The sequence below is a fragment of the Streptomyces sp. NPDC031445 genome (assembly GCF_055581365.1).
The window spans coordinates 100,209-123,842 of the sequence record NZ_JBVIJO010000017.1; the positions used below are offsets into that span (position 1 = coordinate 100,209).

Annotated in this window: 23 protein-coding genes and 1 pseudogene; 16 read left to right on the forward strand and 8 right to left on the reverse strand. The window is 72.6% G+C overall.

Going from position 1 to position 23,634, the window contains the following annotated elements; translation table 11 throughout:
• Positions 1-62: 62 nt before the first annotated feature.
• Positions 63-602, forward strand: coding sequence for a GNAT family N-acetyltransferase (locus ACZ5DC_RS35270; RefSeq protein ID WP_468659686.1), 540 nt, complete (start codon positions 63-65; stop codon positions 600-602).
• A gap of 40 nt (positions 603-642) precedes the next feature.
• Here the strand turns inward: ACZ5DC_RS35270 and ACZ5DC_RS35275 are convergent, their stop codons facing one another.
• Complete coding sequence (locus tag ACZ5DC_RS35275; RefSeq protein ID WP_468659688.1) at positions 643-1,326, reverse strand: glycerophosphodiester phosphodiesterase; 684 nt, start codon at positions 1,324-1,326, stop codon at positions 643-645.
• A 355-nt stretch (positions 1,327-1,681) separates the two neighbouring features.
• Here ACZ5DC_RS35275 and ACZ5DC_RS35280 point away from each other — a divergent pair, with 355 nt between their 5' ends.
• The 4 genes from ACZ5DC_RS35280 to ACZ5DC_RS35295 all read left to right on the forward strand — a co-directional run bounded on the left by ACZ5DC_RS35280 (position 1,682) and on the right by ACZ5DC_RS35295 (position 5,626).
• Positions 1,682-3,079 carry a DUF6421 family protein gene (locus tag ACZ5DC_RS35280; RefSeq protein ID WP_468659690.1) on the forward strand — a complete coding sequence of 466 codons (1,398 nt, stop codon included), beginning with the start codon at positions 1,682-1,684 and terminating at the stop codon, positions 3,077-3,079.
• Positions 3,080-3,120: 41 nt separating this feature from the next.
• Positions 3,121-3,876, forward strand: coding sequence for an SDR family NAD(P)-dependent oxidoreductase (locus ACZ5DC_RS35285; RefSeq protein WP_468659692.1), 756 nt, complete (start codon positions 3,121-3,123; stop codon positions 3,874-3,876).
• Positions 3,873-4,943: a threonine aldolase family protein gene (locus ACZ5DC_RS35290; RefSeq protein ID WP_468659694.1), complete on the forward strand. Its 1,071-nt coding sequence runs from the start codon at positions 3,873-3,875 to the stop codon at positions 4,941-4,943. Before ACZ5DC_RS35285 ends, ACZ5DC_RS35290 begins: the two co-directional genes overlap by 4 nt.
• Before the next feature lie 92 nt (positions 4,944-5,035).
• Positions 5,036-5,626 (forward strand): transglutaminase-like domain-containing protein, encoded by a 591-nt coding sequence (locus tag ACZ5DC_RS35295; protein ID WP_468659696.1) that lies wholly within the window; start codon positions 5,036-5,038, stop codon positions 5,624-5,626.
• 115 nt (positions 5,627-5,741) lie between these two features.
• Here ACZ5DC_RS35295 and ACZ5DC_RS35300 read toward each other — a convergent pair whose 3' ends face one another.
• Positions 5,742-6,470, reverse strand: coding sequence for a lysophospholipid acyltransferase family protein (locus tag ACZ5DC_RS35300; protein ID WP_468659698.1), 729 nt, complete (start codon positions 6,468-6,470; stop codon positions 5,742-5,744).
• 310 nt (positions 6,471-6,780) lie between these two features.
• Between ACZ5DC_RS35300 and ACZ5DC_RS35305 the strand changes: the two genes are divergently transcribed.
• The 5 genes from ACZ5DC_RS35305 (at position 6,781) to ACZ5DC_RS35325 (ending at position 11,414) form a co-directional block, all read left to right on the forward strand.
• Positions 6,781-7,182, forward strand: a complete 402-nt coding sequence (locus tag ACZ5DC_RS35305; RefSeq protein ID WP_468659700.1) for a thioredoxin family protein — start codon at positions 6,781-6,783, stop codon at positions 7,180-7,182.
• A gap of 208 nt (positions 7,183-7,390) precedes the next feature.
• The gene (locus tag ACZ5DC_RS35310; RefSeq protein ID WP_468659702.1) at positions 7,391-7,900 is read left to right on the forward strand and encodes a flavin reductase family protein; all 510 of its coding nucleotides are present in this window, start codon (positions 7,391-7,393) and stop codon (positions 7,898-7,900) included.
• A 227-nt stretch (positions 7,901-8,127) separates the two neighbouring features.
• A complete protein-coding gene (locus tag ACZ5DC_RS35315) occupies positions 8,128-8,913 on the forward strand; it encodes an electron transfer flavoprotein subunit beta/FixA family protein (protein ID WP_468659704.1) in 786 nt (261 codons plus the stop codon).
• A gap of 52 nt (positions 8,914-8,965) precedes the next feature.
• The gene (locus ACZ5DC_RS35320; protein ID WP_468659706.1) at positions 8,966-9,928 is read left to right on the forward strand and encodes an electron transfer flavoprotein subunit alpha/FixB family protein; all 963 of its coding nucleotides are present in this window, start codon (positions 8,966-8,968) and stop codon (positions 9,926-9,928) included.
• A 187-nt stretch (positions 9,929-10,115) separates the two neighbouring features.
• A complete protein-coding gene (locus ACZ5DC_RS35325) occupies positions 10,116-11,414 on the forward strand; it encodes a DUF6986 family protein (RefSeq protein ID WP_468659708.1) in 1,299 nt (432 codons plus the stop codon).
• Between the two features lie 157 nt (positions 11,415-11,571).
• Here the strand turns inward: ACZ5DC_RS35325 and ACZ5DC_RS35330 are convergent, their stop codons facing one another.
• On the reverse strand, positions 11,572-12,621 hold the full coding sequence (locus ACZ5DC_RS35330; RefSeq protein WP_366751563.1) for a LacI family DNA-binding transcriptional regulator: 1,050 nt from the start codon (positions 12,619-12,621) through the stop codon (positions 11,572-11,574).
• Positions 12,622-12,843: 222 nt separating this feature from the next.
• Here ACZ5DC_RS35330 and ACZ5DC_RS35335 point away from each other — a divergent pair, with 222 nt between their 5' ends.
• Positions 12,844-13,797 carry an ROK family protein gene (locus ACZ5DC_RS35335; RefSeq protein WP_468659710.1) on the forward strand — a complete coding sequence of 318 codons (954 nt, stop codon included), beginning with the start codon at positions 12,844-12,846 and terminating at the stop codon, positions 13,795-13,797.
• Positions 13,798-14,461: 664 nt separating this feature from the next.
• Here ACZ5DC_RS35335 and ACZ5DC_RS35340 read toward each other — a convergent pair.
• Entirely contained in the window at positions 14,462-16,492 is a 2,031-nt protein-coding gene (locus ACZ5DC_RS35340) for an NPCBM/NEW2 domain-containing protein (protein ID WP_468659712.1), read from the reverse strand.
• 197 nt (positions 16,493-16,689) lie between these two features.
• Between ACZ5DC_RS35340 and ACZ5DC_RS35345 the strand changes: the two genes are divergently transcribed.
• Entirely contained in the window at positions 16,690-16,881 is a 192-nt protein-coding gene (locus ACZ5DC_RS35345) for a hypothetical protein (RefSeq protein ID WP_366751560.1), read from the forward strand.
• Between the two features lie 154 nt (positions 16,882-17,035).
• Positions 17,036-18,079 carry an NUDIX hydrolase gene (locus ACZ5DC_RS35350; protein ID WP_468659714.1) on the forward strand — a complete coding sequence of 348 codons (1,044 nt, stop codon included), beginning with the start codon at positions 17,036-17,038 and terminating at the stop codon, positions 18,077-18,079.
• Here the strand turns inward: ACZ5DC_RS35350 and ACZ5DC_RS35355 are convergent.
• A complete protein-coding gene (locus ACZ5DC_RS35355) occupies positions 18,049-18,783 on the reverse strand; it encodes an MBL fold metallo-hydrolase (protein WP_468659715.1) in 735 nt (244 codons plus the stop codon). The two genes, ACZ5DC_RS35350 and ACZ5DC_RS35355, sit on opposite strands and share 31 nt — an antisense overlap.
• Positions 18,784-18,844: 61 nt before the next feature.
• A complete protein-coding gene (locus ACZ5DC_RS35360; RefSeq protein WP_468659717.1) occupies positions 18,845-20,200 on the reverse strand; it encodes a M20/M25/M40 family metallo-hydrolase in 1,356 nt (451 codons plus the stop codon).
• Positions 20,201-20,327: 127 nt separating this feature from the next.
• Between ACZ5DC_RS35360 and ACZ5DC_RS35365 the strand changes: the two genes are divergently transcribed.
• Complete coding sequence (locus ACZ5DC_RS35365; RefSeq protein ID WP_468659719.1) at positions 20,328-21,569, forward strand: geranylgeranyl reductase family protein; 1,242 nt, start codon at positions 20,328-20,330, stop codon at positions 21,567-21,569.
• Here ACZ5DC_RS35365 and ACZ5DC_RS35370 read toward each other — a convergent pair.
• Complete coding sequence (locus ACZ5DC_RS35370; protein ID WP_366751555.1) at positions 21,559-22,008, reverse strand: nitroreductase family deazaflavin-dependent oxidoreductase; 450 nt, start codon at positions 22,006-22,008, stop codon at positions 21,559-21,561. The two genes, ACZ5DC_RS35365 and ACZ5DC_RS35370, sit on opposite strands and share 11 nt — an antisense overlap.
• A gap of 147 nt (positions 22,009-22,155) precedes the next feature.
• On the opposite strand from ACZ5DC_RS35370, the gene ACZ5DC_RS35375 reads away from it, so the two are divergent.
• A complete protein-coding gene (locus tag ACZ5DC_RS35375) occupies positions 22,156-22,848 on the forward strand; it encodes a TetR/AcrR family transcriptional regulator (RefSeq protein ID WP_468659721.1) in 693 nt (230 codons plus the stop codon).
• A gap of 115 nt (positions 22,849-22,963) precedes the next feature.
• Positions 22,964-23,364, forward strand: a pseudogene (locus ACZ5DC_RS35380) (LuxR C-terminal-related transcriptional regulator); the annotation flags it as partial.
• Here ACZ5DC_RS35380 and ACZ5DC_RS35385 read toward each other — a convergent pair.
• On the reverse strand, positions 23,325-23,609 hold the full coding sequence (locus tag ACZ5DC_RS35385) for a DUF6332 family protein (RefSeq protein WP_468659723.1): 285 nt from the start codon (positions 23,607-23,609) through the stop codon (positions 23,325-23,327). The pseudogene ACZ5DC_RS35380 and the gene ACZ5DC_RS35385 overlap by 40 nt on opposite strands.
• Between the last annotated feature and the right edge of the window lie 25 nt (positions 23,610-23,634).

Genomic DNA, 23,634 nt, shown 5'->3' on the forward strand with positions numbered 1-23,634 from the left:
GCCTAGCGGCAGGGTTACCCTCGTCCCTGGCTCAGCCACGCCCGAGATCGGAGACCGCAACCATGGACGCCACCGCCACCGGACTCACCTTCCGGGACGCCACCGACGCCGACGTCGACGCACTCGTGGCACTGATCGAGTCGGCGTACCGGGGGGACGCCAGCCGGTCCGGGTGGACCACCGAGGCGGACCTGCTGGAGGGCCAGCGGACCGATCCGCAGGGCGTGCTCGAGGTGATCAAGGCCCCCGGCAGCCGGCTGCTGACCGCCGAGCGGGACGGCCGTCTCGTCGCCTGCTGCCAGCTCGAACACCGGGGCGGCCACGCCTACTTCGGCATGTTCGCGGTCAGTCCCACCCAGCAGGGCGCGGGCCTCGGCAAGGTCGTCATGGCGGAGGCGGAGCGCCTGGCCAGGCAGACCTGGGGGGTCACCGAGATGCAGATGACGGTGATCTCCCAGCGGGAGGACCTGATCGCCTGGTACGAGCGCCGCGGTTACCGCCGTACGGGCCGGACGCAGCCGTTCCCCTACGGCGACGAGCGCTTCGGCATCCCGCTCCGCCCGGACCTGCGGTTCGAGCTGCTGGTCAAGCCGCTGGTGTGAGGTCACGGCGGGCGTCCGGGCACGGGCCTGAGCGCCCGGGTCAGGCGGTGAACCGGCCTGTGCGCTTGATCTCGGGATAGTCGGTCGTCGCCCCGTCCAGCTCCAGGGCGCGGACCAGCCGCAGCTGGTCCTGCGTGTTGACGACCCAGCCGATGATCCGCAGCCCGGACGCGCGCGCGTGCTCGACGATCTCCAGGGTGAGCCGGCGGATGTCGAGGCACACCGTGGCGGCGCCCACGGCCACGGCGCGGTCCACCACGTCGGTGCCGTACCGGCTCGCGACCAGCGCGGTGCGCACGCCCGGCACCAGTCGCGCGATCTCGGCGACCGCCTCGTCGTCGAACGACGACACCTCGACCCGCGCGGTCAGATCCCGCGCGCGCATCACCTCGGCCAGCGCCCGCGCCGCGGCCACGTCCTTGATTCCGGCCTGCAACGGGGTGCCGACCGCCTCCAGGACCTCCTCGAACACCGGCACCCGCTCCCCGCGGCCCGCGTCCAGGGCGCGCAGCTCCGCGAGCGTCTTCTCGGCGACCGGTCCCGAGCCGTCGGTCGTCCGGTCCACCTCCGCGTCGTGCATGACGACCAGGGCGCCGTCCTTGCTGAGATGCAGATCGAGGGCGATCAGGTCCAGGCCGGCCTGCTGCGCGGCGACGAAGGAACGGAGGGTGTTCTCGGGCTCGACGCCCATGACTCCGCGATGTCCGATGGTAAGGAAGTTCACGGTCAACTCGCTTCCGTCGACGGCGGCTCGGCGACGCGCGGACCGACGGCCCCCGTACCGGACGTCGTCGTCCACGCGGCAGGCTCGCAGCCTAGTGGCCGGGCCGCGCGTTGAACCCGTGGCTGCACCGGGGCTTCCGGCTCCCGGACGGCCGCCCGTCGGCCGGTACCTATCGGACCATGGCCGCCCCTGGCTCGCATGTTGTCGCGGAAGTGAGCGCCGTCACGGTTTACCGCAGGAAAAATGTCGGTGACCAAGGGGGTGGACAGAATAATTTCCCGAATCTGCTCTTGCTGAGAGAAACCGGGTATGCATACGGTGTCTGCACGCGAGGTTCTCCTGTGGAGGATGGGACATGACGGAAATTCTTGTGCAGTCGGGTGTGGAGGAGCAGGTTTCTCCGCTGAACAGGGTGGTGGAGCACCCGGCCTGGCCCGTGCTCAAGGATGCCGTGGAGCAGATCCGGCCATGGCAGTCGAAGGACGGATCGATCGACTTCGACGCCGAGGGCGCCCCGGAGCGGGCCGACGCCGCGGCGGCCGTCGAGCGTGTCGCCGACGCGGTCGAGCGGCTCTCCCCGCTCCTCCCGCACGACGCCGCCTACCACGAGGCGCTGGTGAGGGACCTGCGCCGCTGGGCCGAAGGCGGCTTCCAGGTCCCGGACTTCCTGGACTCCCTGCTGGCCTTCAACCCGGCCGCGAACCGCGCCGACGGCCTGCAGCACCTGGTCGTCTTCCCGATGTACACGCAGAACGGCAACCCGGACCGCAACCTGGAGGCGGTCGTCCTGCGCATGGTCTGGCCGGACTGGCTGGCCGAGCTGGAGCGCACCCGGTACGACAACCCGCTCTTCTGCGGCATCACCTTCGAGGACTTCACCTCGGGCTACGACACCAACTCCGCCGTGCTCTTCCCGGAGACGATCGCCGTGCGCGAGGCGCCGGAACGTTTCTCCTGGGGTGGCATCTTCTGCGACCGCGAGGCCGCCCGCTTCCGCCGCGTGACCGAGGCCGCCGTCGACCTCCTGGGCCTGGAGCTGCCCGAGGACATCGCCGCGATGGTCCACGACCAGAAGCGCTGCGAAGAGGCCTTCGTGCTCTGGGACATGGTCCACGACCGCACCCACAGCCACGGCGACCTGCCGTTCGACCCGTTCATGATCAAGCAGCGCCAGCCGTTCTGGATGTACGGCCTGGAGGAGCTGCGCTGTGACCTCACCGCCTTCAAGGAGGCCGTGAAGCTCCAGGCGGACGGCGTCCCGCAGGCCCGGGACGTGCAGTACGCGGTCCTCTTCGACCGGATGTTCCGCTTCCCGGTCACCGGCGACCGCAACCGCAACTACGACGGCCTCGGCGGCCAGCTGCTCTTCGCCTACCTGCACAAGCACGACGTCGTCCGCTGGACCGACAACAAGCTCTCCATCGACTGGGAGCGCGCCCCGCAGGTCACCAACCAGCTGTGCGCCGAGATAGAGAAGCTCTACCGGGACGGCATCGACCGCCCGAAGCTGGTGCACTGGTTCGCCGGCTACCAGCTGGTCTCCACCTACCTCGCCCCGCACCCCGGCTCCCGGTGGGCCAAGGGCCCGGACGCCCTGGACCTGACCCAGCCCCCGCGCAAGCTCGTGGACGACGTGCTTCCGGACGAGTTTCCGCTGAGCATGTTCTATGAGGCCCTGTCCAAGAAGCTGAAGAATGTGATCGCCTCCACCAAGGGCATCACGGCGGACACCGCCGAGCGGATCGCCGCGTGAGCGACCGCGTCGGCCGGAACACTGCTTCAGAGGGGAAGAACATGGGGAACGGGACGAACGGACCGCTCAGCGGCGCGGTGATCGCGGTGGCCGGTGCGGGCGGACCCGCCGGGCGCGCGGCGCTGCTGCGGCTCGCCGAGGCCGGGGCGACCGTCGTCGGGGCGGACAACGACCCGCAGCGGCTGTCCGAGGCCGTCGACGCGGCCCGGTACGCCTCCGGTGGCGCGACCGTCACCGGTGACACGGTGGACCTGCTCGATCTGCAGTCCACCCGGGACTGGGCCGCGCACATCGAGAAGGACTTCGGCCGGGTCGACGGGCTGGTGCACCTGGTGGGCGGCTGGCGCGGCAGCGAGACGTTCACCAAGACCAGCCTGGACGACTGGGACTTCCTGGAGCTGCTGCTCGTCAAGACCGTGCAGCACACCTCCCTCGCCTTCCACGAGGCGCTGCAGCGCAGCGAGCGCGGCCGGTACGTGCTGATCAGCGCGGCCGGTGCGTCGAAGCCGACCGCCGGCAACGCCGCGTACTCCGCGGCCAAGGCCGCCGCCGAGGCGTGGACGCTGGCCCTGGCCGACTACTTCCGCAAGGCGGGCGGCCCCGAGGGGCCGACGTCCGCGGCTACCATCCTGGTGGTGAAGGCGCTGGTGCACGACGCGATGCGCGCCGAACGCCCCAACGCGAAGTTCGCGGGCTTCACGGACGTCAAGGACCTGGCCGAGGCCGTCGTGGGCGTCTGGAGCAAGCCCGCCGCGGAAGTGAACGGAAACCGTCTGTGGCTGACCGAGAAGCCGTGAACCCTCCGAAGACCGACGCGCGTCGCCACCACGACCCGCAGGTCCGCGGTTTCGCCAGTGACAACTACGCCGGAGCGCACCCGGAGGTGCTGGCCGCCCTGGCCCTGGCGAACGGCGGCCACCAGGTGGCGTACGGCGAGGACGACTACACCGAGAACCTCCAGCGGATCATCCGGAGCCACTTCGGGGCCACCGCGGAGGCCTTCCCGGTCTTCAACGGCACCGGCGCGAACGTGGTCGCGCTCCAGGCGGTCACGGACCGCTGGGGCGCGGTGGTCTGCGCCGAGAGCGCGCACATCAACGTGGACGAGGGCGGTGCGCCCGAGCGCATGGGCGGGCTCAAGCTGCTCACCGTGCCGACGCCGGACGGCAAGCTCACGCCCGAGCTGATCGACCGGCAGGCCTGGGGCTGGGAGGACGAGCACCGGGCGATGCCCCAGGTGGTGTCGATCACCCAGAGCACCGAGCTGGGCACCCTCTACACGCCCGAGGAGATCCGCGCGATCTGCGAGCACGCCCACGCGCACGGCATGAAGGTGCACCTGGACGGCTCCCGGATAGCCAACGCGGCCGCCTCCCTGGACGTGCCCATGCGGACGTTCACCAACGCGGTCGGCGTCGACATCCTCTCCCTCGGCGGCACGAAGAACGGCGCCGTGTTCGGCGAGGCGGTCGTCGTGCTCAACCCCGGCGCGGTGCGGCAGATGAAGCACCTGCGCAAGATGTCGATGCAGCTGGCCTCCAAGATGCGTTTCGTCTCCGTGCAGTTGGAGGCGCTCCTCGCCAAGGACCTGTGGCTGCGCAACGCCCGGCACGCCAACGAGATGGCCCAGCGGCTCGCCGAGGGCGTCCGCGCGGTGCACGGCGTGGAGATCCTTTACCCGGTGCAGGCCAACGGTGTCTTCGCCAAGCTGCCGCACGACGTGAGTGAGCGGCTCCAGAAGCGGTTCCGTTTCTACTTCTGGGACGAGGGCGCCGGGGTGGTGCGCTGGATGTGCTCCTTCGACACCACGGAGGACGACGTCGACACCTTCGTGGCGGCGCTGAAGGAGGAGATGGCGCGCTAGCCGCGGGATCTCCCCCTCCTGCTCTGCATAGGTATGCGGTCGCCTGAAAAGTCATTGACTCTCGGGTGATCGCGTTCCTATGCTCTGCGGGCATGGAGCTCATCCAGGACACCGCCGACCTGTCCGCCTACCTGGCCGCCGACGACGTCATCGACCACCATCATCCGCTCGTCCGGGCCACCGCCGCCCGGCTGGCGGCGGAGGTCTCCGACTCGTATGACTATGCGCGGGCCGCCTATGAGTTCGTCCGGGACGCCATCCCGCACTCCCAGGACTCGGGCGACCTCCGCGTCACCTGGCGCGCCTCCGACGTGCTGGCCCTCGGTACGGGCATCTGCTACGCCAAGTCCCATGCCCTGGCCGCCCTGTTGCGGGCCGAGGACATCCCGGCCGCCCTGTGCTACCAGCGATTGGGGGACGGTGAGGGCGGGCACGCGGTCCACGGCCTGGTCGCCGTCCGCTTCCGCGGCGCCTGGCACCGGCAGGACCCCCGCGGGAACAAGCCGGGTGTCGACGCCCGGTTCTCGCTGGACGGCGAGCGGCTGGCCTGGATCCCTGACCCCTCGTCCCACGAGGTGGACTATCCGGTCCTGTACGCCGCACCGCACCCGGTCGTCCTCGCCGCCCTGCGGGCCGCGCCGGACCGGCCGCACCTGTGGAGGACGCTCCCGGGCACACTCTGAAGGAGACGGCCGGACCCCGGGCCGGAGGAGCGCCGGAGCGGGTGGCCAGTGGCGTCGGGCATGACGTGGGCCGGCCGGCGGCCGGGACCGCGTTCCCCGCTCCGTGCCGTGGGCCTCAGTGGGCGCCGGCCGTGCGCAGTTCCTCGGTCGTCGGTGCGGTGCCGCCCAGGTGGGAGGGCAGCCACCAGGTGTCCTGCGGGTCCTTGGGACGGCCCGGGTACGCGCGCTGGGCGGCGTCCAGCAGTTCCTGGACGCGTTCGCGCAGGCGGCGGGTGATCGCGCCGGCGTACTGGTCGCGCGGTGCCTCCACCGGCTCGCCGACGCGGACGGTGACGGGCAGGTGGTCGCGCTTGAAGTTGCGGGGGTGGCCCTTCGTCCACAGCCGCTGCGTGCCCCACACCGCCATCGGGACCAGCGGGACGCCCGCCTCCTGGGCGAGCCGGGCCGCGCCCGACTTGAAGCTCTTCAGCGTGAACGACTCGGAGATCGTCGCCTCCGGGAACACCCCGATGACCTCGCCGGAGCGCAGCGAGTCCAGGGCGTGCGCGTACGCCGTTTCGCCCTGCGCGCGGTCCACCGGGATGTGCTTCATGCCCCGCATCAGCGGACCGGAGACCTTGTGCCGGAAGACCGACTCCTTGGCCATGAACCGCACCAGGCGCTTCTGCGGCAGCGCGGCCAGACCGTTGAAGATGAAGTCCAGGTAGCTGATGTGATTGCTCACCAGAACCGCGCCGCCCGCGCGCGGGATGTTCTCCGACCCCTGGCAGTCGATCTTCAGATCCCAGACCTTGAACAGCGTCTTGGCGAAACCGATGACGGGACGGTAGACCAGCTCTGCCATGGGCGGGGTGGACCCTTTCTGCTCTGCTCGGGAAAGGGGCTCCCGGCGGGAAAGTTACGCAGCCGTAGGTTTACGGCGTCTCGCAGATCGTGCCCGAAGAACGGACGGGGAGCCAGTCCTGGTGCCCCGCGGCGGCGAGATCCTCGTCACGTCGGCCTACATCCCACCGTGGATCCTCACGTTCCTTTACTCCACACGTGTCGTGGTTCCCCGTGAAGGGGGGAATATGCCGCACCCTGACGGCTGTCGCCGCGTCGGGGCCCCCGGGGAATCATCGCGGGCGCGGGAACGCTTGTATGGAGTACGACCGGTGGTGTGCCGGGCGGTGCTCGCGGCGGCGGGCGCCCATGAAGAGCCGTACGGACGGCGGAAGGGGAGAACGCGGGTGCGCGGGCACGACGACGGAAGGCGGCTCGGTGCGGCCGAACTCGGCGGCGAACTGGGTCAGCGCGCCACGCTCGTACAGTTCTCCAGCGCCTTCTGCGCACCCTGCCGGGCCACCCGGCGCGTCCTCGCCGGGGTCGCCGCAATGGTCCCGGGCGTCACCCACGTCGAGGTCGACGCCGAGGCGCACCTGGACCTCGTACGCGAACTGGAGATCCTCAAGACGCCCACCGTCCTCGTCCTCGACGCCGGCGGGCGGGTGGTGCGGCGCGCCACCGGGCAGCCGCGCACGGCGGACGTCATCGCGGCGCTCGGGGAGGCGGTGTGAGCGGGTGTCAGGGAACGGTGAGGCGTCTTCCGCATCCCGGAGCCGGCTTGACTGCACGCGCCATCCATCGTCAGCCTGACCGTATGCCGACCGAACTCCTTCTCCACGGTCGGGTCCACGTCGACCTGGCCCGCACCGCGAGCGCGCGCTGTCCGGGCCGTTGAGCTGCCACGGACCCACGCCCCGACTCCCGCAGAAGGACAGTTCCATGACGGCCACTCCCGACCTCGGCGCCGCCCGGCCCGCCTCCTCCGACCTGCTGCGCTCCACCTTCCGCCGGCACGCCGCCGGCGTGGCGGTGATCACCGCGCGCGGCGCCTTTGGCCCGGTCGGCTTCACCGCCACCTCCCTGACCTCCGTCTCCGCCGACCCGCCCCTGGTCTCGTTCGGCATCGGCACCGGCGCCTCCAGCTGGCCCGCGGTGGCCGAGGCCGACCACGTGGGCGTGCACATACTCGGCGAGCACCAGAGCGAGCTGGCCGCCACCTTCGCCCGCAGCGGCGCCGACCGCTTCGGCGCGCCCACCGTCTGGCGGGAGGGCCCGGAAGGCGTCCCCGTGCTGGACGACGTGCTCGCCTGGCTGGTGTGCAGGATCGTCGGGCGGGTCCCGGCCGGTGATCACCGGATCGTGCTCGCCGAGGTGGTCCTCGGCGACCCTTCGGGCGCCGGCCGCCCGCTCCTCTACCACCAGGGCCGCTTCAACGGCCTGCGGGATTGATCACGTCCCGACCGCTCCGCCCCCTCCTGCGAGGCCGTCGGGTTCCGGTTACGCTGCGTTGCGAACGTCACAGTTCAAAGCGCTTGCTTAGCGGGCAGGCACTAGGTGTACTGGCGAGTAATATCTCGTTCGGAGCGCGCGGACGCCCCGACCGGGATCGGCCGATTGAGGCGCCTATGCTGCCTGCAAGAGGCAGCCCGAAATGACGATGCAGTAGGAGAGCCGGCGTGAGCTTGAGGATCGTTGTCACTGTGAAGTACGTGCCCGACGCCACTGGCGACCGGCACTTCGCCGATGACCTGACCGTCGACCGCGACGACGTGGACGGTCTGCTCTCCGAGCTGGACGAGTACGCGGTCGAGCAGGCCCTCCAGATCGCGGAGAACGCGGACGACGCCGAGGTCACCGTCCTGACGATCGGCCCCGAGGACGCCAAGGACGCGCTCCGCAAGGCCCTCTCGATGGGTGCCGACAAGGCCATCCACGTCGAGGACGACGACCTGCACGGCACCGACGCCATCGGCACCTCCCTGGTCCTGGCCAAGGCCATCGAGAAGGCCGGCTACGACCTGGTCGTCTCCGGCATGGCCTCCACCGACGGCACCATGGGCGTCGTCCCGGCGCTGGTCGCCGAGCGCCTCGGGGTCCCGCAGGTCACGCTGCTGTCCGAGGTCTCCGTCGAGGACGGCACGGTCAAGGGCCGCCGCGACGGCGACGCCGCCTCGGAGCAGCTCGAGGCGCAGCTCCCGGCCGTCGTCTCCGTCACCGACCAGTCGGGCGAGGCCCGCTACCCGTCCTTCAAGGGCATCATGGCGGCCAAGAAGAAGCCGGTGGAGTCCTGGGACCTGTCCGACCTCGACATCGAGGCCGAGGAGGTCGGCCTGGACGGCGCGTTCACCAAGGTCGAGGCCGCGACCGCGCGTCCGGCCCGCACGGCCGGCACCATCGTCAAGGACGAGGGCGAGGGCGGCAAGCAGCTCGCTGAGTTCCTCGCGAGCCAGAAGTTCATCTGAGGCTCGCCCCCGCTGACCGCCCCTCAACTTCGTTTCGCAGGAGAGCAATCCCATGGCTGAAGTCCTCGTCTACGTCGACCACGTGGACGGTGCCGTCCGCAAGCCCACCCTGGAGCTGCTGACCCTGGCCCGTCGCCTCGGCGAGCCCGTCGCCGTCGCGCTGGGCAATGGCGCCGCCGACACCGCCGCCACGCTCGCCGAGCACGGCGCGGTGAAGGTCCTCACCCACGACGCGTCCGAGTACGCCGAGTACCTGGTCGTGCCGAAGGTGGACGCCCTCCAGGCCGCCTACGAGGCCGTCTCCCCGGCCGCCGTGCTGGTCCCGTCCTCCGCCGAGGGCAAGGAGATCGCCGCCCGCCTGGCGCTGCGCATCGGCTCCGGCATCATCACCGACGCCGTCGACCTGGAGGCCGGCGACGAGGGCCCGGTGGCCACCCAGTCGGTGTTCGCCGCGTCCTTCACCACCAAGTCGCGCGTCATCAAGGGCACCCCGGTCATCACGGTCAAGCCGAACTCGGCCGCCGTCGAGGCCGCCCCGGCCGCGGGCGCGGTCGAGGCCCTGTCCGTGACCTTCTCGGACAAGGCGACCGGCACGAAGATCACCGGCCGTACGCCGCGTGAGTCGACGGGCCGCCCGGAGCTGACCGAGGCCGCGATCGTGGTCTCCGGCGGCCGCGGTGTCAACGGCGCCGAGAACTTCTCGATCATCGAGGCCCTCGCCGACCAGCTCGGCGCGGCCGTCGGCGCCTCGCGTGCCGCCGTGGACGCCGGCTGGTACCCGCACACCAACCAGGTCGGCCAGACCGGCAAGTCGGTCTCTCCGCAGCTCTACGTCGCCAACGGCATCTCCGGTGCGATCCAGCACCGCGCCGGCATGCAGACCTCGAAGACGATCGTGGCCGTCAACAAGGACGCCGAGGCGCCGATCTTCGAGCTGGTCGACTTCGGTGTGGTCGGCGACCTGTTCGACGTCGTCCCGCAGCTGACCGAGGAGATCAAGGCCCGCAAGGGCTGAGTCCTCCCAGGGCTCGCGCCGAGGCCCCGGTGACCGCATCGGTCACCGGGGCCTCGGCGCATCCTGGTGACAGGCGGACGGAAGGGGCGGCCAGGGTCCGGACGGGGTGTTGACCAGTGAGAATCACCCAGATAACTTCATTCTACGGATTGTTGATTCCGTAGAGCGGAAAATTGGAGGGTGTGGGATGGGTCAGCAGGAGAAGGTGGCGACGAGCCTCGCGGGCACCGTCAGCGAGGAGATCAGCGCCTCCCTCGCACCGGTCGACGCGGAACTGGAACGCCGCTACCCCGGAGACCCCGGCACCCGGCAGCCCGTCCACACCGTGTACGTCCCCGGGGACGCCTTCACCGCGGACACGCTGCGCTCCTGGGGCGACCAGGCGCTCGCCCTGCTCGACGAACACGCCCCGGACGCGGCCTCCTTCGCGGCGGTCCTCGGCCTGCCCGCCGAACTGGCCGAGCCGGTCCACTCCCGCGTCCGCGCCAAGCTGGAGCGCGAGCCCGTCGAGGACCTGCGCGTCGACTTCGAGGACGGCTACGGCCCCCGGCCCGACGCCGAAGAGGACGAGGCGGCCGCCCGCGCGGCCCGTCTGATCGCCGAGGCGTACGCGAACGGCACGGCGGCGCCGTACATGGGCATCCGCGTGAAGTGCATGGAAGCCGCCGTACGCGACCGCGGCATCCGCACCCTCGACGTCTTCCTCACCGGCCTCATGGCGGCCGGGGGCCCGCCCGAGGGGCTGGTCCTCACCCTGCCCAAGGTCACCTACCCCGAGCAGGTCGGCGCCTTCGTCCGGCTCCTGGAGTCCTTCGAGAAGACGCACGGCCTGGACGCCGGCCGCCTGGGCTTCGAGATCCAGATCGAGACCAGCCAGGCCATCCTCGCCACCGACGGCACCGCCACCGTCGCCCGCATGATCCAGGCCGCCGAGGGCCGCGCCACCGGGCTGCACTACGGCACCTTCGACTACAGCGCCTGCCTCGGCGTCTCCGCCGCCTACCAGGCCAGCGACCACCCGGCCGCCGACCACGCCAAGGCGGTGATGCAGGTCGCGGCGGCCGGCACCGGCGTCCGCGTGTCCGACGGCTCCACCAACGTCCTCCCCGTCGGCCCGACGGCCAAGGTCCACGACGCCTGGCGCCTGCACTACGGCCTCACCCGCCGCGCCCTCGCCCGCGCCTACTACCAGGGCTGGGACATGCACCCCGGCCACCTCCCCACCCGTTACGCGGCCGTCTTCGCCTTCTACCGCGAGGGGTTCGAACAGGCGGCGGCCCGCCTCGCCCGGTACGCCGACCGGGCCGGCGGCGACGTCATGGACGAGCCCGCCACCGCCAAGGCCCTCAGCGGCTACCTGCTGCGCGGCCTCGACTGCGGCGCCCTCGACCTCCCCGAGGTCGCCCGCCTCACCGGCCTGACCCGCGCCGGCCTGGAGAGCTTCGCGTCCCCCCGCCGCGGCGACCTGACGGCTTCGGGGCAGTAAGCAGTAAGGAGGACGCGGGCCGTCCGGCCGGGGGAGCACGTCCGCCGGCCGGGGGAGCACGTCCGCCGGCCGGGCGGCAAGGGCGGCCTCATCCCGGTCGCCGGCGTGCGGGGCCCGGCCCGGGCCTACGGCTGCGAGGCCCGCCGCCGCGGGCCCCTCACACCGCCGGGGGCAGTTCGCCCGAGCCGCGGGTGATCAGGCGGGTCGGCAGTTCGATGCGTTCGGGGGCGAGCAGGGTGCCCTCCAGCTGACGGAAGAGGCGTTCGGCGGCGGTGCGGCCGAGGGCCGCCGCGTCCTGGGCGACGACCGTGACGCCGGGCTGGAGCAGATCGGCCAGCTCGATGTCGTCGAAGCCGACGAGCGCCACCGGCCGGGAGTGCTCGGCGAGGACCCGGATCACGGTGACCGTCACCCGGTTGTTGCCGGCGAAGATCGCGGTGACCGGGTCGGCGCCGGACAGCATCTCCTCCGCCGCCCGGCGCACCCGCTCCGGATTCGTCGCGCCGAGGGACATCCAGCGCTCCTCGACGGCTATGCCCGCGTCCTCCATGGCCGCCCGGTAGCCGCGCAGCCGCTCCGCCGCGGTGTGGATGCGGGGCATGTCGCCGATGAAACCGATCCGGCGGTGCCCGTGCGCGAGGAGGTGCGCTACCCCGTCGCGGGAGCCGCCGTAGTTGTCGGACAGCACGACGTCCGCGTCGATCCGTCCGGCCGGGCGGTCCACGAACACGGTCGCCACACCCGCCCTGATCTCCGGCTCCAGATAGCGGTGGTCGTCCCCGGCCGGGATCACCACCAGACCGTCCACCCGGCGCGCGCACAGCGCCAGCGCCAGCTCCTGCTCGCGCTCGGGGTCCTCGGCGCTGGACCCGTTGATCAGCAGCGCGCCGTGCGCGCGGGCCACCTCCTCGACGGCGCGGCTGAGCGGGCCGTAGAACGGGTCCGCGAGGTCCTCCAGCACCAGGCCGATGCTCGCCGTCCGGCCCTTGCGCAGCACGCGGGCACTGTCGTTGCGGCGGAAGCCGAGCGCCTCGATCGCCTCCTGCACCCGGCGCTCGGTGTCCGGGGTGACCCCGGGCTCGCCGTTGACCACCCGGGAGACCGTCTTCAGTCCGACCCCGGCGCGCGCCGCCACGTCCTTCATCGTCGGACGGTTGCCGTACCGGTTACCGGGACGGCGGTCTGCTCGGCGGGTGGTCTCGGGCACGATGCGTCTGTCCTGTCTCTCGTCCGACTCGTCCACGGGGGGTAGCGGGGGGTGGTGCGCGATCCGTGGGCTTGTATGAGGATGTGGCGTCGAGCATAGAGCCTGGACAACGTTGTCAGATGCGCGAGAGACTGTCCACCGCTGTCCCCGGCCTGCGCCCCCACCGCTCGACCGGCCTGCCTCTCTTTGATTTTCAAGCTTGAACGGGGAGATCTGACTCTGATGCACACCGACCTCGTGGCGGCCCTGGACATCGGCGGCACCAAGATCGCCGGCGCGCTGGTGGACGGCGGCGGCCGGATCCTGGCCAGGACCCAGCGCGCCACGCCCGCCCAGCAGGACGGCGAAACGGTCATGCGGGCCGTGACGGAGGTGCTCGGCGACCTCGCCGGGTCGCCCCTGTGGGAACGCGCGGGCTCGGTCGGCATCGGCAGCGCCGGTCCGGTCGACGCCTCCGCGGGCACCGTCAGCCCGGTGAACGTGCCGGGCTGGCGCGACTTCCCGCTGGTGGACCGGGTGCGTACGGTCACCGGGGGCCTGCCGGTGGAGCTGATCGGCGACGGTGTCGCGATCACCGCGGCCGAGCACTGGCAGGGCGCGGCGCGCGGCCACGACAACGCGCTGTGCATGGTGGTCTCGACGGGCGTCGGCGGTGGCCTGGTGCTGGGCGGACGCCTGCATCCCGGTCCGACCGGCAACGCCGGGCACATCGGCCACATCAGCGTGGACCTCGACGGCGATCTCTGCCCGTGCGGCTCGCGTGGCTGCGTGGAGCGGATCGCCAGCGGCCCGAACATCGCCCGCCGGGCCCTGGAGCACGGCTGGCGTCCGGGGCCGGACGGTGACACCTCGGCCGCCGCGGTGGCCGCGGCGGCCCGCGCGGGCGACCCGGTGGCCGTGGCCTCCTTCGAGCGGGCGGCGCAGGCGCTCGCCGCCGGCATCGCGGCCACCGCGACCCTGGTCGAGATCGACATCGCGGTGGTCGGCGGGGGCGTCGGCAAGGCGGGCGAGGTCCTGTTCACGCCCCTGCGCAAGGCCCTCACCGACTACGCGACCCTGTCCTTCGTGCGGCGCCTGACCGTCGTCCCCGCCCAGATGGGCACCGACGCCGGCCTGGTCGGCGCGGCAGCGGCGGCCCTGACCCGCACCCCGGACCCGGCGACGGCAAGCCGGTAGGCTCCGCCGGTTGACGGCAGCGAGGCGCCCGGGGCGCCGGGCGGGGCGTGAGGCTTCCAGGCGGGGCCGGGTCGGGTGGCGAGCCGTCCGACGTTGCTGGGCCAAAGTCGCCGGGAGCTGCTGGTGGAGCGGGCGGCGAGCCGTCAGGGTTCGCCGGTTCGGGCAGCGAGGCGGAGCCGGGACTGCGCCGGGCCCGATCAGGCGGCGACCTGGCGAGGCGCCGGGTTCAGCTTCCGACGGCGGCCGGACACAGCTCTCGGTGAGCCCCGGGGCCGACACCGGGCGGGGTTTCGACGGGGACGGTTGGTGAGTCGGCGGAGTCCCGGGCCCGCCTTCCTTCAGCTCTCGCTGGTGCCCCTGGATGCGGCTCTGGACGGGGGATCGGCGGGGTGGACTGCTGAGTCGGCGAAGTCCTGGGCCCGGTTCCGGACCGAGCCCAGGGGCCGGCGCCGGGCGGGGGCTCGGCGGTCCCGGTTTCCGGAGGACTCCCGGGTTCAGCTCTCGGTGGAGCCCCTGGATGCGGCTCTGGGCGGGGGATCGGCGGGGTCGACTGGGGCGTTGGCGGAGCCCCTGGGCGCGGTCTCCGACCGAGCCCAGGGCCGGCGCCGGCTCCCGGTGAACCCCGGGTCCAGCCCCCAGGCCGGCGGCCGGTGGAGTCGCGGGATCAGCAGCTGAGGCGGGCGTCTGCCCAGTCCGCGTGGTCGGAGTCGACGCCGTCGTTCCCGTCCGTGACGACCAGCCGTACCACCTGGGCGCCGGTGACGTCGGCGGTGAGCGGCTGGGCGGGCATCGCGTTGGTGAGGACGCCGGTGGACGCGGCCTTCCTGCCGTCCGCCCAGATCTCGAAGGCGACGGTGCCCTTCGTGCCCTTCTCGTCGTCCACGCCGACCTCCGCCGTGACCTTCTCGCAGGCCTTGCCGGTGTAGAAGGAGATGTCGCTGGGCGCGTGGACGCCGAGCCCCTTGGCGTACACCGTCCCGCCGATGGTCAGCGGGTTGCCGTCGCCGGCGGCGCTCTCCCCGTTGCTGGTGTTCCGCTCCACCGGCCCCCAGCCGTTGGTCGCCGACAGCCACGGCAGGTCACCGAGGTACGACGTCCCGGCGGGCGGCGGCACGACGACGGACGCGGTCAGCGCGAGGGTGCTGGTGACCGGTGTGCCGGACGGCGAGCGGTAGTTCGTCGTGAGCGTGAGGCCGTAGGAGCCGGCCGGGGTTCCGGACGGCGCGGTCACCTGCCAGCCGGTGCGCAGCGTCCCGCCGGGGGCGAGCGCGGAGGCCGAGGTCGCCGAGGTGGGCCGTACCGTCCAGCCGGCGGGGCCGGTCAGCGACACGGAGACCCGTCGCGCGGGTGTCCGGCCGAGATCGGTGACGGTGCTGGTGAGCGTGGCCGGGCGGGCCGCCTCCAGCAGCGTGCTGCCGTCCAGGCCGAGGTCGACGGCCGGCGGGTGGGCGGCCCAGCGCGGGTCGGCCGCGACGCGCAGCAGGACCGTGCCGTGCGCCGGGACGGTGGCGGCGATGGCGCCGGCGGTGTTGTACGTGCGGTGCTGCCACAGGTCCCGCAGGGCGTAGGCGTCGGCGTCCGGCAGGCCGACGGCACGCGCGCTGGTGGCGATCCGCTGGGCGGTGCCGGACTCGTTGAAGAGGGCCACCGCGCGGCTGCCGTCCTCCATCTCCTTGGCGACGACCCAGCGCCCGCCCTCGGAGGAGACGACGGTGCCCTGCTTGCCGAGCGGGTCCTGGTCGACGGCGATGACCTCCTTGTTGCCCAGGATGTCGTAGGTCGCCGGGGTCGCCTTGCGCAGGTCGGTGCCGATGAGCAGGGGCGCGGCCATCACCGACCAGAGCGAGAAGTGCGAGCGGTACTCGGTGTCCGTCATGCCGCCGTTGCCGACCTCCAGCATGTCGGGGTCGTTCCAGTGACCGGGGCCGGCGTAGGGGGCGAGCGGGAGGTTCTGCTTCAGGATCGACAGCATCGAGCCCCAGTTGTCGCTGATGTCGCCGGTGGTCCGCCACAGGTGGCCGACGTCCGAGGCCCACTCCCAGGGCTTGTTCTGCCCCCACTCGCAGATGCTGTAGACGATGGGCCGCCCGGTCGCCTTCAGCGCGTCCCGCATGGTCCGGTAGCGCTGCTGGGCGTCCACGCCCTGGTTGTTGCAGTTGTCGTACTTGAGGTAGTCCACGCCCCAGTCGGCGAACTGCCGTGCGTCGCTGTACTCGTGGCCCAGGGCGCCCGGGAAGCCGGTGCTGTCGCAGGTCTTGGTGCCGGCGCTGGTGTAGATGCCGAGCTTGAGGCCCTTGGCGTGGACGTAGTCCGCGACCGCCTTGATGCCGTCGGGGAAGCGGGCCGGGTCGGGCACCAGCTTGCCGTTCGCGTCACGGTCGGGCAGGGCCCAGCAGTCGTCCAGGTTGACGTACTGGTAGCCCGCGGCCTTCAGGCCCTTCTCCACGAAGAGGTCCGCGATGCCCTCGACCATGGACGCGTTGAACTCGGCGCGGCAGTGGGTGGAGTTCCAGTTGTTGAAGCCCATCGGCGGGGTGAGGGCGAGCCCGTCGGCGAGGGCGGGCGCGGCGGGGCTCCGGGCGGGCGCCGCCAGGGCGGGGGCGGCGAGGCCCGTCGCGCACAGCAGCGCGGCGGTGAGCGCTCCGGCCACTCTTCGGCGTGTGGTGCGGGTCGTGCGGGTGTGAGGGTGACGCATCGTCGACGTTCCTCCGACTCGCGATACCGGGATGACTGCGTGTACGCGTCATCAGTGCGCGTTTACGGTAGGACGTGTCTGACTGTGTTGGAAGAGGGTTGTCGAATGTTCGGCTGTGTTTGTTTGGGGAAGGCCGCAGCCCTGGTGCACGGGAGCCACAGCGTGACTCCTTCCCCCTCCGCGCAGTTGATCAGCGCATGAAGAAGCGCAGCATGCTCGCCCTCGCCACCCTCGCGGCCGGGTTCGTCGTGGCCGCCGTCACCCCGTCCCACGCGGCGGACCAGGCACCCCTCGGCGACCTCAACGTCTCGGACACCCTCGACTCGGCCGGCCATCTCGTCGCCCAGGACAGCCTGGACGTCGACCACGGCGCGCTCGGACACGAGTAACCGCCGACGGCGTACGGCGTGCGTGCCGGTGTCCCCGCCGCAGGGGGCGCCGGCACTCCCGTGCGCGCGCGGACAGGCGCCCTCAACGGGAGGGGGTTTCCGTGGCAGGGTGGAGCGGGCAAGCCTCAGGGGGCCGACACAGGAGGGGGAGTCCGTGACCGTCGTCTGGATCAACGGCGCGTTCGGTGCGGGAAAGACCACCACGGCACGCGAACTGATCGAACTGATCCCGAACAGCGCGCTCTTCGACCCCGAGGTCATCGGCGGGGCGCTCACGCACCTGCTGCCGCCCAAGCGCCTGGCCGAGGTCGGCGACTTCCAGGACCTGCCGATCTGGCGCCGGATGGTGGTCGACACCGCCGCCGCGATGCTCGCCGAGCTGGGCGGCACCCTCGTCGTGCCCATGACCCTGCTCCGCCAGGAGTACCGGGACGAGATCTTCGGTGCTCTCGCCGCCCGCCGGATCACCGTGCACCATCTGCTGCTGGCCCCGGCCGAAACGATCCTGCGCGAGCGGATAGCCGGGCGGGAGATCCCGCCCGGCCTGCCCGACGGCGAGATACGCGTACGGCAGTGGTCGTACGACCACATCGAGCCGTACCGCGCCGCCCTCGCCTCCTGGCTCACCGCCGACGCCCACCCGGTCGACACCAGCGACCTCACCCCGTACGAGACCGCCGTCCGCATCGCCGACGCCGTCGGCGCCGGGGCCGTGCCCGCCTGCGACATCGTCCAGACCCCCGAGCCGACCGCCGAGACGCTCGCCGCCGGCGTGCTGCTCTTCGACGAGCACGACCGGGTCCTGCTGGTCGACCCCACGTACAAGCCCGGCTGGGAGTTCCCCGGTGGTGTGGTGGAGCGGGGCGAGGCTCCGGCCCGCGCCGGGATGCGCGAGGTCGCCGAGGAGACCGGGATACAGCTGCGCGAGGTGCCCCGGCTGCTCGTCGTGGACTGGGAGCGGCCCGTTCCGCCCGGCTTCGGCGGGCTGCGCCTGCTGTTCGACGGGGGCCGGCTGGCGTCCGCGGAGGCGTCCCGGGTGCTGCTGCCCGGCCCGGAACTGCGCGCCTGGCGGTTCGCCACGGAACAGGAGGCCGCCTCGATGCTGCCCCCCGTCCGGTACGAGCGGCTGCGCTGGGCGCTGCGCGCCCGGGAGCGGGGCAGCGCGCTCTACCTGGAGGCGGGCGTACCGGTCGGCTGACCCGGCGCCGCGACGATCGAGCGGAGCGCGGCGGTGGCGCCGCTCAGCACCGGATCGCCGTGGCCGAAGCAGGCCACCTCCGCACCGAGGTCCGCCAACCGTCCGATCGAGGCGAGCAGCCGGGCCCGGTCCAGGTTGAACACCCCCGCCACCGGCGTCCCGTCGTCCGGCGCCGCCGCCACCGTGTCCCCGGTGAAGAGCACGCCGTGCGCGGGCAGGAACAGCGCGATGCTGCCGTCGGTGTGGCCCGGGACGTGCACCACCCGTGCCCCGCCGCCGAAGCCGAGCACGTCTGCGTCCGTCACCTCGGTGAGGGCGGCCGGAGGCACCCGGGGGCCCTCGGGCAGGTGCCGGGCCGCCTCCGCGTGGACCGGCAGCTCCCACTCCTCGAAGCGCGGCGCCGGACCGGGCCGCTCACCCCGCACGAAGGGGGCGTCCAGAGGGTGCGCCAGCACCTCCGCCCCGCTCAGCGCGGCGAACTCGCCCGCCCCGCCCACGTGGTCCTCGTGGAAGTGGGTCAGGACGACGCGTCGTACGTCCCGCGGGGCGCGCCCCGAAGCGGTGACCGCGTCCGCGATCGCCCGGCCGGAGCCGATCAGGCCCGCGTCGATCAGGGTCAGTTCGCCGCCGTCGCGCCAGAGGTAGGCCTGGCCGACCGGGAAGCGCAACAGGTGCAGGCGGGGCAGCAGTTCGATGACGTCCATGCGCCGATCGTGGGAAGGGCCCCCGCGGGTGGCGAGGGCCCTCTGCCCTGGGCAGAACGGTTCAGCTCGCCGCGTAGTTGCGCAGGAACAGCGCCTCCGCGACCGACAGCCGCTCCAGTTCCTCGGGGGAGACGCTCTCGTTGACCGCGTGGATCTGCGCCTCCGGCTCGCTCAGCCCGATGAGCAGGATCTCCGCCTGCGGGTAGAGACCGGCGAGCGTGTTGCACAGCGGGATGGAGCCGCCCTGGCCCGCGTAACTCATGGTCTCGCCGGGGTAGGCCACCGCCATCGCGTCGGCCATCGCCTGGTAGGCGGGGCTGGAGGTGTCGGCGCTGAACGGCTGGCCCTGGCCGATCTGCTCGGTGCTGACCCGGGCGCCCCACGGGGTGTGCGCCTCGATGTGCGCCTGGAGCAGCTTGCCCGCCTCCGCCGCGTCCACGCCCGGCGGCACCCGCAGGCTGACCAGGGCGCGGGCGCTCGACTGCACCGAGGGGGTGGCCCCCACGACCGGCGGGCAGTCGATGCCGAGGACGGTGACCGCCGGGCGGGCCCAGATGCGGTCGGCGACCGAACCGTCACCGATCAGCCCGACCCCGTCCAGCACCTTGGCGTCCGCGCGGAACTGCTCCTCGTCGTACTCCAGGCCGTCCCACCCGGCCGTGGCGTCCAGGCCGTCCACCGTGGTGGAGCCGTCCTCGGCGCGCAGCGAGTCCAGCACCCGGATCAGCGCGGCCAGCGCGTCCGGCGCGGCGCCGCCGAACTGGCCCGAGTGCAGGTTGCCGGCCAGGGTGTCGATCCGCACCCGGAGCAGGATCATCCCGCGCAGCGTGGTGGTCACGGTCGGCAGACCGGCCCGGAAGTTGCCCGCGTCACCGATGACGATCGTGTCCGCCTCCAGCAGCTCGGGGTGCTGCTCGGCGTACCGCTCCAGGCCGCCCGTGCCCTGCTCCTCCGAGCCCTCCACGATCACCTTCACGTGCACCGGGACGCCGCCGTTCGCCTTGAGGGCGCGCAGCGCGAGCAGGTGCATGATGAAGCCGCCCTTGCAGTCGGCGGTCCCGCGGCCGTACCAGCGGCCGTCCCGCTCGGTCAGCTCGAACGGCGGGGTGGCCCAGCCGGCCTCGTCCAGCGGGGGCTGCACGTCGTAGTGCGCGTACAGGAGAACCGTTTTCGCACCCTCCGGGCCCGGGAGGTGGCCGTACACGGACCGCGTGCCGTCCGGGGTGTCCAGCAGGGCCACGTCCGTGAAGCCCTCGGCGCGCAGGGCGTCGGCTATCCAGCCCGCGGCGGCGTCGCTCTCGCTCTTCGGGAACTGCGTGAAGTCCGCCACCGACTTGAAGGCGACGAGTTCGGTCAGCTCCGCCTTCGCCCGGGGCAGCAGCGAGGCGACGGTCTCGGCGACCGGATTCGACGGCATGGGCACGCTCCTCGTAGGTGCGACGTTGTACGGCGTAGACCGATCCTCCCACAGTGGCCTGCGCGGACGGCCGCCGTAGGATGCGACAGGACACTCGGCAACGGCTTGATCGGAGCGGTAGACCATCGTGAGCGGCGAGAACTCTTCGGCGGACGACGTGCAGCGGGTCTGGGACGTCGTCGTGGTGGGCGCGGGCCCCGCGGGCGCCTCGGCCGCCTACGCGGCGGCGGTCGCGGGACGGCGCGTGCTGTTGCTGGAGAAGGCCGAGTTGCCCCGTTACAAGACGTGCGGCGGCGGCATCATCGGCCCCTCGCGCGACGCGCTGCCGCCCGGCTTCGAGCTGCCCTTCCAGGACCGGGTGCACGCGGTCACCTTCTCCAACAACGGCCGCTTCACCCGCACCCGCCGCTCCAAGCAGATGCTGTTCGGGCTGATCAACCGCCCCGAGTTCGACCAGCAACTGGTCGAGCACGCCCAGAAGGCGGGCGCCGAGCTGCGTACGGGAGTCACCGTGCAGCGGGTGGAGCAGCACGGCTCGGCGGTGCCGGACCGGCGTACGGTCGCCGTCGTCCTCCAGGGCGGGGAGACCGTGCTGGCCCGCGCGGTCGTCGGCGCCGACGGCAGCGCCAGCCGGATAGGCGCCCACGTCGGTGTGAAGCTCGACCAGGTCGACCTCGGCCTGGAGGCGGAGATCCCGGTGCCGGAGACGGTCGCCGAGGACTGGAAGGGCCGGGTCCTCATCGACTGGGGTCCGATGCCGGGCAGTTACGGCTGGGTCTTCCCGAAGGGCGACACGCTGACGGTCGGCGTGATCTCCGCGCGCGGTCAGGGCGCCGCCACCAAGCGGTACCTGGAGGACTTCATCGCCCGGCTGGGCCTCGCCGGCTTCGAGCCCGCCATCTCCTCCGGGCACCTGACCCGCTGCCGCGCCGACGACTCGCCGCTGTCCCGGGGCCGGGTGCTGGTCTGCGGGGACGCGGCCGGCCTGCTGGAGCCGTGGACCCGCGAGGGCATCTCCTTCGCGCTGCGCTCGGGCCGGCTGGCGGGGGAGTGGGCGGTCCGGATCGCCGAGGCGCACGACGCCGTCGACGCCCGCCGCCAGGCCCTGAACTACGCGTTCGCCATCAAGGCGGGGCTCGGCGTCGAGATGAGCGTCGGCAAGCGGATGCTCGCGGTGTTCGAGAAGCGCCCCGGTCTCTTCCACGCCGCCCTCACCGGGTTCCGCCCGGCCTGGCGGGCGTTCCGGGACATCACCCAGGGTTCGACCTCGCTGGGCGAGCTGGTCCGCTCCCACCCGATCGCCCAGCGCGCGCTGGCCGCGTTCGACCGGAGCCAGGCGGCCCCGGCGGAGGAGCCCGTCAGTTCGTGACGGTGATGCGGAAGACCGGGTGGTCGGGGGCGATCCGGCGCAGCTCCGCGTCCGGGGAGTCGGGGCCGACGCCGTTGAAGAAGACCCCGACCTCCGCCTTCCAGCGCTTGAGGTAGGCCCGCAGCAGCGGGACCTTGTCGTCGTCGGCGACCTCGGCCGCGGTGAAGACGTCCACGTTCTTGCCGAGCCGCAGCTCGCCGCCGCCGGCCGCGCGCATGTTCCGGGTCCACTGGACGTGGCCGCGCGGGGCGAGCAGGTACTGCTGCCCGTCCACCGTCAGCAGGTTGACCGGCGTGGTGCGCCACTGCCCGCTCTTGCGCCCCCGCACCGCGAGGACCCGGGAGCCCCAGATGCTGATGCCGCGCCGGGTGAGCCAGGAGACGGCCCGGTTGAAGACGTTGACGGTGAACCAGCCCGGCTTGACGACGTGTGTCGGCATGGAGACCCCCCGCGGTTTGAGAGAGCGGTGCTCTCGGTTGGCTCCAGTGTGGGGGAGATGGGTGCTCCAGCGCAAGAGCGGTGCTCTCTTTTTGGGGCGCCGCTCTCGTCCGTGTGCGCCGCTCTCTCCGCGTGGCACACTGCTGGCATGACCACCGCACAGGGTGCCCGCGCGCGGGCCAGGCAGGAAGTCACCGCGGCCATCAAGGAGGCGGCACGCAGACAGCTGGCGGCGGAGGGCGCGGCCAAGCTTTCCCTGCGGGCCGTGGCCCGCGAGCTGGGCATGGTCTCGTCGGCGCTGTACCGCTACTTCCCCAGCCGGGACGAGCTGCTGACCGCCCTGATCATCGACGCGTACGACTCCGTCGGCGAGGCGGCCGAGCGGGCCCGGGACGCGGCGGCCGACGCCCCGCCGCCGGACCGCTGGACCGCCGTGTGCGCGGCGGTACGCGACTGGGCGCTCGCCCATCCGCACGAGTACGCGCTGATCTACGGCTCGCCCGTGCCCGGTTACTCCGCCCCCGAGACCACCGTCCCGGCCGCGGCCCGCGTCGGCATGGTCTTCATCGGCATCGTGCGGGACGCCCACGAAGGCCCGGGCCTCTCCCCGCTCTCCCTCCCGGCCGGCCTGCGTCCCGAGGGCGCGCGCATGGCCGCCGACTTCGCCCCCGACGTGCCGCCGGAGGCCGCGGTGGCGCTGGTGGCGGCCTGGGCCCAGCTGTTCGGACTGATCGGCTTCGAGCTGTTCGGCCAGTTCAACCGGGTGGTGGAGGACCGGGAGGCGTTCTTCCGCCACGCGGCCGGCCGACTGGCGGAGGGGGTGGGTCTGGGGCGGGGCTGAGCGGGGCGCCGCCTGCTGCGGGGTGGCTCGGGCGGGGTGCCTTGCCGGGCGGGCCACGGGTCGGCGGTGGCCGCCGTGACCGTCGAGACGCTCGACGCGTTCCCTGCTGGTGCCGGACGAGTACGTCTTCGAGGCGATCCGCGCGGGCGCCTCCGGCTTCCTCGCGAAGGACACCGAGCCGGAGGAACTCCTGCGCGCGTTACGGGCGGTGGTCGAGGGGGACGCACTGCTGCCGCCGGGTGTCACGCGCCGGCTCATCGCCGAGTTCGCGGCGCGGTCCAGGCAGCCCGCGGCCGCGGACGCGCTCGCCCGGCTCACCGAGCGGGAACGGGAGGTGATGGCGCTGGTGGGCATCGGTCTGTCCAACGAGGAGATCGCCCGCCGGCTGGTGGTCAGCCCGCTCACGGCCAAGAGGCACGTGAGCCGGACCATGGTGAAGTGGGCGCCCGGGACCGCGCCCGACTCGTCGTCCTCGCCTACGAGTCGGGGCTGGTGCGGCCCGGCCGGCTGGGCTGAGCCGTCCGCCGGAAGCGCACCAGCACGCTGACCACCCGGGCGACGAACACGACCGCCGCGACCGTCATGCCGAGCCGCGGCAGGACCTTCGACGGCAGGTCGGGCAGGTCGAAGAGGAGCGCGGGGCCGGCCACGGCCCCGAACAGCACCGCCGCCGCGAACGCGGCGCTGACGAGCGCGTAACCGGTCTCCACCGTCGCCGCGTCCCGCTCCGCCTTGTTCCGGCGTCCCCCGTCCGCGTACATCCCGTCAGTCTCACAGGCGTGCGCC